A 17,358-nucleotide genomic window follows, 5' to 3' on the forward strand; every position below is an offset into this window, starting at 1 on the left:
GTTCAAATAATTTTGTTTTCAATAGCAATCTTTACCAGCTCAGCAGTGTTTTTAATTCCAAATCGATTTAAAATTCTGCTTCTGTGAGTTTCCACTGTTCTTTTGCTAAGCGCGAGGTTATTTGCGATTTCCTTACTTGATTTTCCCTCACTTATATATTTGATAATTTCCTTCTCACGGTTAGATAAAGAAGGAATTGACCCAAAATCATTCACCTTAGAGAAAACGTTATTAATTAGTATGGATGATACTTCAGAAGAATAATGCTTGTTACCTTTCATTACTTTTCTTATTCCATACACAAGGTCATCAGGGTCAACATCTTTATGGATATAGCCATCAACATCATATTCAATAGATTTTATTAGATAGAATTCCTCTTTATGCATGCTAAGCATGATGAGTTTGATGTCTTTACGCTTTCTTCTAAAACTGTTAACCAGTTGCAACCCACTTTTTTCTCCTAATGATATGTCAATTAAATATAAGTCTGGGTTATCAGTCTCACAATTCTTCAATGCATCATCAGGATCTGAGTATTCAGCTATCAGAGACATATCCTCCTCCTGTTTTATAATGCTTGAAATTGCAATTCGAAATAATTTGTGGTCATCAATTATTACAATTTTTATCATACCTGATAATTACTATTTTATACACAAGTTATGAAAAAACTCTGATTATTAACTTGTTATAATTAGAAAATATAGAGCGTTGCATCCCGACCAAGTTTGTCCAAAACTAAACACGAAGGTTATGTCTATTTGGGTCGATTAGGTCAAGAAACTTTTGCCACTATAAAATAAATACATTATTACACTTTATTGTATTGAGGGAAAAGTAAAAGAATAAAAGAACAATACCATTACGTATAAATACTTAATAGTCATCTTGTTTGCACTAGCTGTAAACTACTTGTCACTTTAGCTAAAGGCGTTTTTTCGAGGTCGGTGAGGTATTTTTAGGGTCCTTTTTATTATAAAAACCTTGTTACCTACTTTTGTGTAGCCGAGTAGTGCCTAGCTGATGTTTCTCTGCATTAATCCACGTTTGTGTTTCTCAAACTTTTCTATTCAGCACTTATTAAACATAATCTGCATGTCAGATAGCCATACACGCGTCGAACACATTGATTTTTCAGGTAAACCTCTTTAGTAAAGGGAAGGGTATTTGCTTTTTGTGTTGATGATCAGTGACTTAATCAAGTCGTCGATACCCGGATAAAATTATATGATCTGGGGTAGACGACTTTTGATGGTAAATTAATGCTTTGATAAGTTGATTTATTTCAAAATAAGGATGATTTTTACCATTGCCTATCACGGCTGCTAATCGTACCTAGGAGGAATTGAAATGCCCTTCAAACGGTTTTGGCTTGGTCGCCTTGGTTTCTGCTAATCGTACCTAGGAGGAATTGAAATTGGAGTGCCCCTGGTGAATTAACAAAAGTAGAAGACTGCTAATCGTACCTAGGAGGAATTGAAATCTAGCTCTTCATAATCCATTTTTGAGAAAGGTTTGCTGCTAATCGTACCTAGGAGGAATTGAAATTTTGCTGAGGCGGAAACGTCCATTCCGGATATCGAGGCTGCTAATCGTACCTAGGAGGAATTGAAATAAGTAATCCGACCTAATACAATCTTGTTGATCAGCTGCTAATCGTACCTAGGAGGAATTGAAATAACATAAAAAACTATGGAATACGCTAACGAAACCCTACTGCTAATCGTACCTAGGAGGAATTGAAATCTTGGGACTGCAAGCCCGATAAAACGGGCCTAGAACTGCTAATCGTACCTAGGAGGAATTGAAATTGATCTATAATGCTTTGTTCGATTGGAGTTATTTCCCTGCTAATCGTACCTAGGAGGAATTGAAATATTCATGACAGGACTTACAGAATGAATGATAAGTTCTGCTAATCGTACCTAGGAGGAATTGAAATAGGCCAAAGGAGGATTAAAAGCCGAGGCCCCCAACTGCTAATCGTACCTAGGAGGAATTGAAATAGAATCTGTTGCAAAGGCAGCTCCTTTTTCAGTTTCCTGCTAATCGTACCTAGGAGGAATTGAAATACCGTTATATGGGACTTCTTTGCCAAACATTTGAAACTGCTAATCGTACCTAGGAGGAATTGAAATAAGGCAGTAACTTACCAGCAATGGATGGAGATTGACTGCTAATCGTACCTAGGAGGAATTGAAATAGGGGGTAGTGACTATTTGGGATATATTCCAGCACTTCTGCTAATCGTACCTAGGAGGAATTGAAATAAGAATCACCCGTTGTACTCAGTTTATGCCCCGGACTGCTAATCGTACCTAGGAGGAATTGAAATTTTCGTGAAAAGCACCATATCTACGGTTTTACGGTTTCTGCTAATCGTACCTAGGAGGAATTGAAATTGGGAGACATTCCAGGTGCCCCAACAAATAGTGAATCTGCTAATCGTACCTAGGAGGAATTGAAATTCACGTAGCTTATAGCTGACTCAGAAAGCCTTACAGCTGCTAATCGTACCTAGGAGGAATTGAAATAGAACAAAAGTAAAAATCATAATGCATCATTTCCGGACTGCTAATCGTACCTAGGAGGAATTGAAATAAAGATAGAATGATGATGATCGAGAAAGTCAAATCAACTGCTAATCGTACCTAGGAGGAATTGAAATTTATACGCAAGACAATCAACATATGTCTGATCTAACTGCTAATCGTACCTAGGAGGAATTGAAATATGACGGGGCACACCCTTACCTGAAGCCAGGCTTTACTGCTAATCGTACCTAGGAGGAATTGAAACCAAGCTTTAGCCCGTGGGTAGGATAATGCGGCTTGGTTCACGAGGGGTAGTGCGGCATGGCAGCGGGTACGAGTAAATGGGTTTGTAGGGATACACCCTCTGCCTTTGGCATCTCCCTCGAGGGAGAATTTAGTGATTGTACCTAGGAGGAATTGAAATGTTTTTTGGCGTGATGAATGGTTTGTTAGCAATGTGGCTCTGCTAATCGTACCTAGAAGGAATTGAAACCAAGCTATTGCCGAAGGAGTGGTGATGGGACTTAGTTCACGTGCATTTGACTTTAAATTATACTTAATGTGTTTACAGTTACTAAGGCTGATTGCTAATCTATTTCAATATATTCTGACTTCCCACCTGTTTTGTCTCCGTTTAACCAATTCCAGTCAAACCTGAGTCCGATCCTGCCGTTTTGTTCTATGGTGATTTTACCTTGCGACTGTCCGGCATTGAAAAAGTAGTTCAATACGGTCTACACCTGTTTGCTTTCCAACGATTGAACCTTCAACAATAGCCCCTCCTTTGTAGGTTCCGGTAATTACCTCACCAGATTGTTTGTAATGAAATATGGTTTCATTTGAAGAGAGACCTTTGTTGTTTTCAATGGCAATAAATCTTTTGTCATGCAGGTTAATTTTTTTCATACGATAAGCTCAAAATAGTTAGAAATGCCAAGAATAACTTTTTTTGTTAAAAGTAGTCTGGTTTGTTGACTCCTGTTGTCTGTTGGAGCTTATAATATAGTTTTTGTGCCGTTTTTAATATAAATCATTATTGACCATTGAAATAAATTGATCGGGGAATTGGAGTGAATGGCTAAAGTATAGTTTGCCTTAGTTGCAATTAATGGTGTATTCTTATTAATTAGGCATTCAGAATATTGATGGCTTTTAATTTGTCTTTTTTAATCTTTCCTATATGCATTTGATTACTATCAAAGATGAAACCATTGGAGGTGACATTCTCAATGAAATAAAAATCCAGATTGACCGCGAAAGCATAAAAATTAAGGATCTGATTGCTTCTCGGGTTACAGCAGAGGTAAATGCCTATAACGACAGGCTTCCTGAATACTATAATGGCTTGGTAAAACCTTCTGATTCAGAGCAGACGCTGAATGGCTACAAAATGAAAAAGCGGAAGAAAGTAGATGCTGAAAAGCAGGTTTACATTGCTTTGGAAGCTTTCCAAGCTAACGGATTTTTCATTTTAGTAGATGATGAGCAGTGCGAAGACCTGGAGCAGGAAGTACTTGTGAATGAAAATACTTCCATTAGCTTTTTGAAGTTGACACCATTAGTAGGAGGTTGAGGAAATGCTTAAAAACTGGTTTAACAAAATCTCGAAGAAGGTTTCTTTACAGAGTGAAACGGCAATAGAATCTAAAAATGACCCTGATGGATTTGAACCCATGATCAGGGATTTGTTTCAAGAAGCCAAGGAGCATAATCGGAGTTTTTATGGCTCTCTAAAATTAACGAATTGCGCTACTTATGATAAAATCAAAAGCAGCAGTGATGAGTTTAAAATAAAACTGATCTTAAGCCTTCCGGAGGTTATTATCGAGGAGGTTAAATCTACAAGAGGGGGTGACAACTGGAAGAAGCTTGAAGAAAGGCGCCATATCAATGGCCTGAGGATACATATACTTGGCGCACTTCTCAGAACAAAAATTGCTTTTTCAGAGGATCACCTGATCAGGTTAATGGTTCTTTTCAAAAAGAACACTACCAATTACTTTACCTTTACTCAATGGCCGATTGGTTTAGCTATTACCCAGATAGAGAAGCATATCAAAGCCAATGGACTGTCAGAGTCGCTTAGAACTTACCTCGAAGACGTGTTGAAATGGTCGCACTTTGACAGCCAACGAAGTTATTGGGGGTCAGATGTACAGAAGGCCAAAACAAAACTCGAAACTATCCTTTTTGAAAATAGTGACTCCAAACTAGTAGCCCCTCCTTACCACCTGAATGAGCAGGATAAATTCGGACCTTTTGTGAACCAGAAAGTTGGGGCTATGGATGAAAAGGAGGCTCAATACTGGTACCAGTTTTTCTACCACGCCTTGACAGCTACCGGAGGAAAGCCCACCAAAAAATACCTGACCACCAGCAAGGCAATTGTTACTGATATTGGGAACCATAAATTCAAGTTATTTGCCACAGAGTGTGTCAATTTTGTGGCGCAACTGAAACCCGAGGAGACAACTCATACCCACCGTTATAATGATGGAAGAGAGTACACCTATTCTTCCTGGACCTTTCTGGAAGAGAAAAATGCTGTGATCCTGAAAGGAATGGTGTGGTCGCTGGTTCAGTTTCATGATAGTAAAACGCTGTCGTTGTTGGGTGATCTGACTGATCGCGCCTTTAAAAAGATTCCGGGAGTAGGGCCGGCAGCAGCAAGCGTTGGCAATGCTGCTATCTATGTATTAGCTCACAGTAAAGGCCTGACAGGGGTGAGCCAGTTATCGAGGTTAAAACTGAAAGTCACTCAAAACAATACTAAAAAACTTATACAAAAGTATCTCGATGAGGCATCATCTAAACTTGGTATCACTGCAGAAGAAATAGAAGAAATTTCTATCCCTGATTTTGGATTGTCAGACGGCAAAAAAGAAATTGAGTTTGATGATTACAAGCTTGTTGTTGAAATAACCGGAGTAGGAAAAACAACGCTGACCTGGCTAAAACCGGACAGAAAAGAGCAGAAATCTGTTCCGGCTTTTGTGAAGCAATCAGCAAAACTGAAGCAACGACTTACCAAAGCCAAAAGTGAGGCCAAAAACATTCAGAAGTATACTACAGCACAGCGAGACCGGATTGACCGTTCGTTTATTCTCGACCGGGTGTGGGATTATGAGCACTTTGAAAAGTATTACCTCAACCATGGGCTGGTATCATTCATTGCAAGGAAGCTGATATGGGTCATTAAGAATGGTGCTGAGCCTCAAAGCGCTATCTTCATAGACGGCAGGTGGCAAAACATCTCGGGTGAAGAAGTTCCTATATCGAAAGAAACAAAGGTTTCTTTATGGCATCCTATTTTTGATTCTACCGAGACTGTACTTCAATGGAGGAACAGGTTAGAAGAGCTCCGATGGCAACAACCCGTCAAGCAGGCCTATAGGGAGATCTATTTGCTTACCGATGCGGAAGTCAACACTAAATCTTACAGCAACCGTATGGCTGCTCATTTGCTCAAACAGCACCAGTTTAACTCACTGGCAGGGATCAGGAACTGGAAGTATCAGTTAATGGGAGCCTATGATGATGGGCGTGATAATGAAATAGCCACCTTGTCTTTACCCACCTGGGGACTGAAGGCAGAGTATTGGATTAATGAAGTATACATGGATGGGTCTTTCAATGATGCCGGAATTTGGGACTACGTGGCGACCGACCAGGTAAAGTTTGTGGATGACGATGGCCGTACAAAAGATTTAATCGAAGTGCCAAAAATCGTTTTGTCAGAAGTGATGCGGGATGCAGACTTATTTGTGGGGGTGGCTAGTGTAGGCAATGACCCAGCCTGGCAGGATTCCGGCGGCGAACGTGTGAGGCAATATGGTGACTACTGGCAACAGTATTCGTTTGGTGACCTGAATGAAATGGCTAAAACGAGAAAACAGGTGCTGGAGAAGATCGTTCCAAGGCTGAAAATTAAAAATGTAGCGAAAATAGACGGTAAGTTTTTGAGAATAAAGGGTAAGGTGCGAGAGTATAAGATACACATTGGAAGTACTAATATTTTAATGGAGCCTAATAATCAGTACCTGTGTATTGTGCCCGCATCCGGCTCAAAAGCGGAAACGAAGAATGTCTTCCTTCCATTTGAAGGTGACCGTGGGCTTTCCCTGATTATCAGTAAAGCCTTTCTTCTGGCCGATGATGATAAGATCGAAGACCCCACCATTTTAAGCCAGTTGAAAAGGTGATAGAAGTTCCAAAACTATAGCAGGCGGAGCATTTTTATAATATAGTGCTTTAATGATCTAATAGGGACAATAGGTTTTTGCGATACTTTTTAGAAACAGGTATCCTAACCGGAGGCAGAAAAACTGTAGTGTTAGAAATAGCTTTGATGTAGCTTGCATTGATGGCGTACCGCTGATGTACCCTGACGATGCTGGCGCAATGCAGCAATTCCAGGAAGGACTCCAGTTTTTCTCTGATGGTATATCTGCCCTCTTCAGAGTATATGTCTATATAGTTGCTATCTGACTTAATATATTGAATTTTGGCCACTTCCAGTTTTACTTGTAAACCTCGATTTTTTATAAAAATGGAATGATCCTTAGCAGGCTTTGACGGTTCAGGATTATAAAATGAGCGAAGTGCAATTGAAATCGTGGTTATTAATGTGGGCTCATTATAAGGCTTCATCAGATACCCATTGGGATGTAGCGTTTTTAGTTGATCCAGTGTGCTTTTATCACCATAAGCGGTAAGGAATATTAGCGGCATGTTGCAGTCTGACCGGATTTTTTGTGCGAGCCAAATCCCGTCATGCTCACCGGTTAGGTTGATGTCTACCAGCACAATGTCGATTTCTTTACTTTTTATTTCACTCCAGGCCTTTTCTGCACTTGCAGCGCTTCCTGCAATATCATAGTTGTTATCTTCTAAAGATTGTATTAGCGCCGCGCGGGCTACAGCCATATCTTCTACTACATATACTTTTTCCATCATTCATCTGAAAATTGAACGGTTACAGTTACCCCGTCTTCTCCCTTTATTTCAAGACTACCCTCCATTTCTTCAGCCAGCATGTAAATCAGGCGAAAGCCCATGGTTTTGGTCAGGTTCTTTTCAAAATTGTCAGGTAGTCCCTGCCCATTGTCGCTATATTTAAATACATACTGTTTTGTTTTATTCTGCACCATACTCAACTTTATACTTCCTTTATGCCCTTTAAAAGCATATTTCATAGCATTGGTGAGTAATTCACTAGTCATCAAGCCAATGGGGATAGCCTTATTTATAGATAGGTAAACATGAGATGCGGAGACAATAACGGTGATGTCATTTGCTTCGGAGTTATCAAAAATCCTTTCAGATAGTTTATTCAGGTATTTTTCCATCTGCACGGTTGAACCGTCCTCTTGCTGGTATAACATTTCATGAACCGAGGCTATGCTGCTTATGTAATTTTGAGAGTCATCCAATAGCTTAAGCATCTCCTTGCTTTTGATTTTTCTTGACTGTATCCTTAAGAGGCCGGAAATTACTTGCAGATTATTCTTTACCCTGTGATGAACCTCTTTTAACAGCAATTCCTTCTCTCTTACTGATGCTTGCAAACTTTTTCTTTGATGCTCGATAGTGTTTTTATCTTTTCTTGATTTGAAGTACAGGTAACCTGTTATCGTAAAGACCAGAAGCAAAAAAACTAAAACGAACCACTGCTGCATCGCTACTTTTTCCTTTATCAACAGCGCTTCTTTCATTTGCAGAAGGTCCCTATCTTTTTTTTTACTTTCGTAGCTTACTTTGGCTACCATATTGTCGCGTTCCACCTGAAGGCGCCTTATGGAGTCTTCCAGCTGATCCGCTTTATCAAAATATAGCATCGATCGCTTTGTTTCGCCTTCTAATAGTAAAATTTTCCCTTTTAATTGATAGCTTTCAATCTTTGTATCAGTATGTACGTAGGAGTTGATGCTGGCCAGGGCACTGTCAACATACAACTCGGCTAGTAAAGGCTTGTTGAGCGCCATGTAAGTTTGTGCCAGCTTAAAAAGCACTGCTGTTTTGATGGGATACTCTCCGCTTACAAAGCATGACTTTCGTTCTTCTTTATACACAGCCAGGGCTTTTTCGAATGCTCCACGATCAAAATCAATATCAGCGATGTTCCCTTTGATCACCATTTTAAAGCAGTTTTTGTATTCATCGGATTTTTCCGTAATACCCTTCCGGTTAGGTTTTTTGAGCTCCGAGAGAGCGCTGTTATAATATTCCATGGCTTTGGTGTAATTGCCAAGGTGATAATAACAAAGCCCGGCATTATTGTTCATGCTTGAAACCATAAGTTGATTGCCAATAGAGTCAAATACTTTCATTTGTCGGATAAAACCATTGGCGGCCTGATCATAATTTTCACTTTTGTAATTGATCATAGCAATATCGTAATCGGTCGTAAAACCTTTTGGCCTCCAGCCATTTTCCAAGTGTTGATATTTTTCCAGAAGAGGTATTAGCCCAATGATCTCACTATAGGCCTCCAGCTGCCTGTAATTGTTATACAGTATGCCGGATATTCTGTTAATATCATGAGGAGAATAATATTCTTCATATTCCAATAATTGATTGCCCAACTTTAGTGTTTGCTCCTGCCGCTTCAGTTTGTCAAACAATAGAAGCTTGAGGAGCTTATTCGACAGCACATCATCGATTTCCCCTTTTGATTTGCTCCATACTTCAGCCTCTTTAACAATAGGTAAAAGATCCTCATAAAAGCACATGCCATCGACCATATCATCTTTAATCAGGGCTTTAAGGCTTTGTAAAGCATCAAATTCACTTCTTGAATTAATTCTCGCGGGTAAGTTTTTTGCAAGAGAGTCAGGTGTAAAAGTCCGCCCATGTAAATAGGAGGTACTAACTATAACTATAAAAAGGGTAATGGCGTAGATGGACAACGCTCTGCATTTGCTGAGGTAGTGAAATAACATATCAATGGCTGAAGAACATGTATAAAATTGGAGGAAGTTTATATAAAACAGGCCATGGACGTACAGTTTTTTACATAGGAATACAGGAAAGAAACATTCCGTCCTGTATTCCAGTGTATTACATTACTCCACTTCCTTTATACGCCACCAGTTAAAATTCCAACTCTCACCATTTCCGGCAGAAGTAATAGTGAATTCTTCTGTCCCTGCTTCCAACTCTATATAGTGTGAGATGGTTTGCCAGTTTTGCCAATCTCCAGTGTTAGGTATGTCAAGTTCCTTTGTTGTACCGTTAACAGCTAGTGAAAGCTTTTGACCATCATATGGAGAAGCTACTCTGTACTCTATTTTATAAGTACAGGTATTAGGGATATTTATTTGGTCATATTTTAACCATTCATCAGAATACAATGACCCTACATCAACACCACCTCCATAATCAGAGCAAGTCTCTTGGGTTATTCGACTGCTTTTGTCCGAGTAATTTTCGGCCTGAATTAGGAGGGGAGCCTCTGAAATTCTCCACCAGTCAATATTCAAAAACTCGCCATGGCTTGATTCTGCCAACAGGCGGATATTACACATGCCTTTAGTCAGGTAAACCAACTGGGAAACAGTGGTCCAGTTTTGCCAATCTCCCGTATAAGGTATGTCGATAGTAGCTAAATCTGTATTGCCATTGTTGGTTTGAAGCTTCATTTTACCTGAGCAGGTGCTATCATTGCCAGCAACTCTAAATTCAAGATTATAGTAGCCATTAGCCGGAATATTTATGTAATCATATTGCAGCCAGTCACCATCTGCTATGTTGCCGGCATATACAATTCCGGGAGTTTCATAATGAATAACTATTCCCATTGACTCCGTGCAGTCTTCAGCCTGAATTTTTAAGCGGAAAAGGCCATCTTTCTGATCCGGAGCAATATAGGCAGCCATATAATTATGTAATTGATTGGCTAATTTTTGGGCCTGCAAATTTGGTAAACTCATAGACTCTACCAGCACGGCTATATTCTCATCGATAATCTGGATGCTTGGGGGAAAACCGGCATGTTGAATGGATGGCAACTCATCACGAACCTGTTGTTCATAGCCCAAAAGAACCTTAATAATAATACTGTTACGGGCAACGCTGATGTCATCCGGCCTTTGATTCTGGTTAGGTATAGTAACATGTTTTATGTTATCCGCATCTTCAGCATTTTCTTCCGGTGGTACACGATTTACATAGGTTACTCTATGAAATACCCGCCAAACATCATTAGGTCTGGTTAGTGCATCTTTCAAAGCAATGGCATTGGGATCATCCGGATTATCGAGCCAATCCTTATCAATAATCTGTTTGTCAGGGTGACTCGTTTTGGCCAAGGCGTCAAAATTTTCCTTGTCAGGATCCAGGTAGAAACTCATGAAGCGGTACCCCAGCACCTTACCCGGGCATGGGGCTGCCTGGTAATTGATTGGGTACTGCCCGGTTTCAACGAGTGGAGTAAAGTTAGCCTCATTGCCGTTGATCACTACACTAAATATGCCTGCTGTATCTTCTAAAATCCAATTGTCATTTGCATCCTGGTAGATGGTATAGTTAGTGGTATACTCTTCAGGTTGATATCGAACGCGGATTTTAGTTACTACCCCGGCATCGATCAAAGCGGAGGTCAACGAATCTGTAGGACTAAGATAACTAAAATCTCCAGGTGTTAGCGGACGTTTTCCCCAACCATCAACAGCTATATTTTCGATAGGGATTGCCTGCTTGCCCAGAAAGCCTTCACCATCTACTTTGGACTGGAGATTAAAGGAAGCAGTGTCTCTGTGGGCGCTGGTATGCAGGCCTTCCAATGTACCACTTAACCCTAATTTAAAATCACCTTCGCCTCCAAAATTCCATCCCATTCCAATTAAAAATTCAAATTCCCCTTCTAAATTATAGGAAAGTTTGCCCTTGAAATTAAGACCAACAGCCTCTCTTCTGGTAGCTCCTTCTGAAATCTCTTCGCTGAATAAGCCTCCATCTGCTGTCCACACATAGGTATTAGCTATGCTTCTGTTGGCAACTTCTTTTAACCAACTTTCTTTCGATCTTAGCGCATTAGGGGTTGCAGCTATTAAGCTGGAAAAATAGTTTGCATATTCAGCTTGCTGGCGCCTGATTTTTTCTTTTGTGCTATACGCTTCCTGCACCTTATAGTAACTTCCTTTTTCTGAAACGCCGAGGTCTTTATAATTAATATCCTTGTCAAAGCCGATGCTACCATCAAGAGAACCATTTTTTACATAATTGGGGTTAAGCTTAAACATAATGACATTAGTGTCTGGCGGAATATTCGAATCTACTACGGGTAAGTAGCCTAAAGTGGCCCCGGTACGTTTTGAGCGGACAGCGTAATAATCAGCCACCAATGATTTGACAATTGCGGCCCCCATATTATTTGGCCTGTAGATACGCTTAGGTTGTACTCCAAGCTGGTCAGCAGGAAAACTTCCCAGATTATATAGGTTCTGTTCAAAGGCCCCATCCACGATAATGTCACTGCTGGTTTGTGTATTGTGAGAAATGCGACCACTGGCTACCAATTGCCCACCAACGCTCATGTTTAGTGTAAAGCCTCCTGTTCCTGTAAAATCACCCGTAATAATATTGGCTTTTACGGGAAACGAAATACCTATATTGGCATCGCCTTCTGCTCCGGAAGTTATTGTTCCTGAGAAAGATGCGCCTCCCTTTAGGGTACTGATTCCATTATAAACCACCTCATCACCCTGTTCTAAGGAAATGCTTGACGCCCCCAAATACTTGTCAGGATTACTGGCTTGTTCGATACCTAAATTTTCACTAGGTAAAGGTGGAGCTCCTTCAATGAAACCAATGATCTGTGCATCGGTCTGTATTTGTCCCAAATAAACCAATTCCGTGGCGTCTGGTTCCTGGTCGGTGTCCAACAACCAAGAGGTACCGTCAGACTTGATACCAATATGTACGCGTCCGGCGCCTGCACTAAGTTCGGCAATAGCAGGAGGAGCACTGAGCGGCATATTTGCTGCTTCCTGCGTGGTAACGCCATTGCTGATGTTGATAGCATATTGCACATCATCGGATACAGGAGGCGGATACTGAAGGTCAGAGGTTTCACCCGGCCAGATTTGATTGGGAACATAAGTGTTTCCTGAATGAGATGAAAGCCTGGCATCACAAGGGTTAGAGGTTAGGTCAGTCAAGGCTATGGAGCTACCAGTTGTCACCCCTTGATTGTCACTGCATGGCCAATAGGCAACCAACCCTTCTTCATCTCCGCGTAAGGTGTGTTGCATGGTACTCCTGAGCTCTCTTTGTTTTCTCTCAATGTCCCATACCCTTACTTCTGCCAAATAACCATTATAAAAATTACCTCCGTTGGGTGACCCTAACCAGGATTCAGTAACCATATTTACGGTCCCCGTATTAAGCATTTCTACTTTGGCACCATCAATAAACAAAGTCCAGTAGGATGTGATTGGGGTTGGCACCCAAAAAGGGTCACCCTCATCTACACTATCAATATTCTTGACGCCCATAATTTTTCCCGGGTTGCCACCTGTTTCATCACGTACTTCCTGCCCCTTGCCTTCATCAAAACTCCAGTAAGCGGCGAGGTCAACGTGTTCTGAAGGGTTGTCAATGGCTCTTTTTTGGTAGTAGGTAAGCTGTTCAGGAAGCCGTGCAGTTGTCCATATACGGATGTCATCAACAATGCCCGACAGTATGCCAGAATCGTTTTCGTCCGTTTTACCTATGTAAGGCGTTGCGTCGCTATCAGCTAGTTCGGCAGGTACTTTACTTGAGTCAATTTCTGAGCTAATTGGATTAGCATTATTGATATATAGTGCTAATGAAGGCTCAATAGATGCAGCATAGAAATAAGCATCTCCCTGTACTTCAACACTTACGGAATTAACGGCGTTGGTAATACGAGGCTGAATGCTAAAATCCTCTCCAAAATCTGTTGCACTAGGTGGTGAGTCTAGCTTCCAGTAACCGCGTAATCCAGCCTCGGCTGTTGAAACCGGAGCGTTCAAGTGATCGATGATTTGTTGCTGTGTGCGAGCCATGGACCAAAGTCTTACTTCTCTCATGCCACCCTGATAGTGTTTTTGAATTCCAGAACCACTATTATCCAGCGCTGCGGCTAGTAGCCAGCCGGATGCAGGCATAGCAGAGGGCTTTTGGTAATTAGATAACGTTTCAATCTCATTTAATTGAGAAACCCCGTTGATATATACTGCATAATTTAGTTGGGAAGCACTTAGCCAGTTGATTACTAAAGCGATATGGGTATCGGCGTTTGCATCGTCTATATTTTCTGCAAAAGGTATTGCTATACCTGTGTTAAATGTCCTTAAAGCGCCAGCTTGAGGAATATAAATACGAACCTGCAACTCTCCATCATTTTGTAAGGCAAGTGAAAATAAAGAGTGTTGACCATCTTCACGCCCGCAAGATATTAGGGTGGATAAATCACTACTCTGGGATTTGTTTTCGGGGCGAACCCACATTTCAACAGTCATTGCATCCGACAGACCTTCATTTTGCAATACTTCAGCATATGCATTAATGGAGTCGGTGAAATAAAGCATATTTTGTGCTCCTGCTGCCTGGTAAACGCCGCTCAGGTGAGTCCATTCTCCGGCATTGAGGGCACTGGATCCTATAGCAGTATATTCTTCACCCTGGCTGTCATGGATCGAAAACATGGGCTTTCCCTCATCGTCAAGCGCCAGCATGAACCTTTGGTCATCTTTGGTATCTGCCCATTGAGATATGATTGGTTGAGGCTTTTCTTTATCTGAGCTCGGCTCATCAGGGCAAACCCAGGCCTCAACAGTAATGGCTTTGCCCGGCTGACGTTGTAGTTCACCACACTTTATATATGCTTCATCATGCAAATGGAGACCCCAACTGGAATGATAGGCAGCGGCCAGGTGTGTCCAGGTTGATGTATCAGGAATTGGCATTTTAGAGATGGCTATTACGGTATCGTCTCCCTCATTTTTGGCTGCGTATAATAGGTTATGCTCAGTTAGGCCAAAAACATAAGGGGTACCGTAGCCTTGATAAAGAATAGTATTGGTTTCGCTATGGGATTGGCTAATGGCCCAGGCTTCTACCGTTACGTCCCCGCTGAGTTTAAGTTTTTCACTTTCGGCAAGCTCAAACATTGCATTTTGAACTGCAGCCGGAATGGGGTCTAATACCCATCGAGGGTCCACACCTGCCATATAGGTATATTTTATGTCGGTCAGGTCGTCAGGCACAAATTGATCCAGGTCCTCATCTAGCTGGTGAATACCACTGGCAGCAAATAGTAGTGAAGCATGTGGCCTTAAGCGATCAGGCAGGTTAATTTCCTCTAGGGTTTCTCCATCATCAGTACGTGTCACATGGCTTGCATAGTCATATTTTGCAGGTGCATTAGGCTCTTCTGCTGAATCTGGCATTCGGCCGTTAACAATATCCACGATGTCCGAAAGTTTGGCAGGAAGGTTTGTCCATGTTTCACATAAACCGGAGCCATTGGTACCAAAGTCAACGGTTTGATTTTCTGTCATAGTGATGACTAAGCGACCTTCGTTATTTGAATCTTCTGCAATCTCTACCTGGCATTTATTAAAATCAGTACCCGCAGAGAGTGCTGTAAACAGCAGTTTGGCGGTATTTTTTGTTTCTTCCGGGTTTTTCCAGGAAAGGATTGTTTTTACCCTTTGTGTGCGGGTGTCATAATGCAAAGAACCCCAGAGATCATCATTTCGCCGGTAAGCCATACGAACCAAACCATCTGCACTGGGCAATAATGAAGCAGGGCCATTATTGTCAATGTCAGGGAGTAACGTGCCTCGGATACTTAGCATGCCGGCATCTCTTACGAGCATGGGCATACTTATTTGGGCAGGTGATGCTGCCCTTATCCAACGGCCACCTGTCACTGCATTTTCATCTGATGCGTTGTCAACACTATTGGTTAAAGTATTTCCCTGACCTTCGTCCAGTTGATAAATTAATTTGATATTGTTATGACCGGATACATCTATATTTTGATTTTCGATCAGTTCCTCCTGAGAGAGTTCTGTGTTCCATAGACGGATTTCGCTTACAGCACCTTTGAAGAACGAATCGGTTATTTTATCGCTTTTCCCGATCGAACAACATAGGGTTTGATAACTTAATCTTTGACCATAGAAGTTTTGAAAAGCTGCTCTTCCATTTATATATAAACTTATGTAGCCATTTGATGCTACAGTCATGGATAGGTGTGTCCAAATATTGGGTAATAATGGAGGTGAATCCGTCGGACATTCTACCAGAGTACCTAAATAGGCAAATAGACTCAGGTTGAATTCCTTATCTATTTTTATCCCAAAACTTTTATCATCGTCTGTTTCCAGTTCAACAAGATATTGATCTTGTTCGGGGTCTTCATAAGCCATAACCCAGGCTTCAATGGTAATACCACCATCAGGAGCAACCTGATTTGAACTTTGAGATGGCAGACTTATGTAGTTACTGCGTCCGTTTAGTTCCAGGGCAGTGCCATAGAAGGGGGCGTTGTCAGGGCTTAAAGCTATTGAAGCTAAGTCACTTTCCATCCATGTTTCGGTGGGTGAACCGGCAAGCCTTCCGTTTAAGCCCAGGTCAAGGTCTAATACTCCAAAAGGTGAATTGTGCTGACTGAAGCAGACTAAAATACCCGCATTAGTCAACATGCTGATGGAGTCTCCATCTTTTGTTTGCGCTGGTTCCTGGCGATAATAAACTGCTGCGGATATGTTACTTGCGTTGGCAGGCAATTGATACTTTGCAGAAGGTTCTAACAAAGGGTACCTGGTTCCATTAGTGTTAAGGTCAAAACCGTCCAGTTGTGACATATCGAAAGGTACCTGAAATGATCCCGGAATAGAATAGGTTAATAAGGCGCCCGGAGCAGTAAAAATGTGCCATACAAATTTCTTGTCGACAGAAACTTTAACCACATCAAAGCAATCTTTATTTGAAAGTTCTATACTGAGAGGGAGCAAATGGGCCGGTTCCGGAAAGGGTTCTCCATCCATGGATTGGCTTCCTAAACTATCCTTATCGGAAGCAGGAATATCTGCGTTTTCACTACGGATATAGCGGGTTTCTGTAGCATGAGTCAACGTCATGTTTTGCTGCTGGAAAATAAATCGGTCTACCAATAAACCGACAGGAAAGAGATTATCTGAAGTTTCTTCTCCTGATGAAGGAGGGATATCCGAGTTTAATGATGTAGTCCTGAATAAATAAATGTAATCTCCATCAGATACAATCACGAAGGGGTTGGCCTGTGTGAGTGATGCTGAAGTATTGGGGTTCCCATTAGCATCTACACCGGGGATATCCCGGGTGAGCAAATTCATGCCCGGTACACGAATTTGTGTAGCACAGTCTAAAGAAATTAGTTCTGTCCAGCCATCATCTATAGAGAGGTCGGCGGAGTCGATGTCTTCTGCTACTTCAGCACCCACTGAAGGATCTAGCACACACCAGAATACTTCATCATACTTATTGTCATCGCCTGACCGTTTTGTAGGCGATGAGGCGAAGGCAAAGGTGTAGCCCTGATGTGTAATGGTTTTAACATTACTGAAGGTACGTTCTTCGTTTCTGATTTTCATAGGTTGTTGATTTGTTGATTTAACACTAATCCGAATTTTCATGCATCAAGCGCAGTACATGAAAAGGGGCTATGAATCTGGTTCTTTTAAAGGGCGTTTCACAAAAATTGTGAAGTATGGGTGGTTTTTTGTGAAGTATTGATGCACTTTAAGTTAGCCCTAAGGAAATAGGACTCAGGTGATATGGGAGTAACCTCATCAATGGTTACCCA

General features: G+C 41.3%; 7 protein-coding genes and 1 CRISPR repeat array. Of the genes, 2 read left to right on the plus strand and 5 right to left on the minus strand.

What is annotated here, in order from left to right; all coding sequences use genetic code 11:
* Positions 1 to 2: 2 nt before the first annotated feature.
* Positions 3 to 635, minus strand: coding sequence for a response regulator (locus tag JMN32_RS12080; RefSeq protein ID WP_202856583.1), 633 nt, complete (start codon positions 633 to 635; stop codon positions 3 to 5).
* A 690-nt stretch (positions 636 to 1,325) separates the two neighbouring features.
* A CRISPR array of direct repeats spans positions 1,326 to 2,803; the repeat unit is 30 nt; unit sequence CTGCTAATCGTACCTAGGAGGAATTGAAAT.
* Between the two features lie 424 nt (positions 2,804 to 3,227).
* Positions 3,228 to 3,443 carry a hypothetical protein gene (locus JMN32_RS12085; protein WP_202856584.1) on the minus strand — a complete coding sequence of 72 codons (216 nt, stop codon included), beginning with the start codon at positions 3,441 to 3,443 and terminating at the stop codon, positions 3,228 to 3,230.
* A gap of 274 nt (positions 3,444 to 3,717) precedes the next feature.
* Between JMN32_RS12085 and JMN32_RS12090 the strand changes: the two genes are divergently transcribed.
* Positions 3,718 to 4,110, plus strand: a complete 393-nt coding sequence (locus JMN32_RS12090) for a hypothetical protein (RefSeq protein ID WP_202856585.1) — start codon at positions 3,718 to 3,720, stop codon at positions 4,108 to 4,110.
* Positions 4,111 to 4,114: 4 nt separating this feature from the next.
* Complete coding sequence (locus JMN32_RS12095; protein ID WP_202856586.1) at positions 4,115 to 6,739, plus strand: DUF4132 domain-containing protein; 2,625 nt, start codon at positions 4,115 to 4,117, stop codon at positions 6,737 to 6,739.
* A 49-nt stretch (positions 6,740 to 6,788) separates the two neighbouring features.
* Here JMN32_RS12095 and JMN32_RS12100 read toward each other — a convergent pair whose 3' ends face one another.
* The 3 genes from JMN32_RS12100 to JMN32_RS12110 all read right to left on the minus strand — a co-directional run bounded on the left by JMN32_RS12100 (position 6,789) and on the right by JMN32_RS12110 (position 17,146).
* A complete protein-coding gene (locus JMN32_RS12100; RefSeq protein WP_202856587.1) occupies positions 6,789 to 7,493 on the minus strand; it encodes a LytR/AlgR family response regulator transcription factor in 705 nt (234 codons plus the stop codon).
* Complete coding sequence (locus tag JMN32_RS12105) at positions 7,490 to 9,478, minus strand: histidine kinase dimerization/phosphoacceptor domain -containing protein (protein ID WP_202856588.1); 1,989 nt, start codon at positions 9,476 to 9,478, stop codon at positions 7,490 to 7,492. Before JMN32_RS12105 ends, JMN32_RS12100 begins: the two co-directional genes overlap by 4 nt.
* 123 nt (positions 9,479 to 9,601) lie before the next feature.
* On the minus strand, positions 9,602 to 17,146 hold the full coding sequence (locus JMN32_RS12110; protein WP_202856589.1) for a LamG-like jellyroll fold domain-containing protein: 7,545 nt from the start codon (positions 17,144 to 17,146) through the stop codon (positions 9,602 to 9,604).
* Positions 17,147 to 17,358 lie beyond the last annotated feature (212 nt).

The organism is Fulvivirga marina (assembly GCF_016775155.1).
GTDB classification, from domain to species: Bacteria; Bacteroidota; Bacteroidia; order Cytophagales; family Cyclobacteriaceae; genus Fulvivirga; species Fulvivirga marina.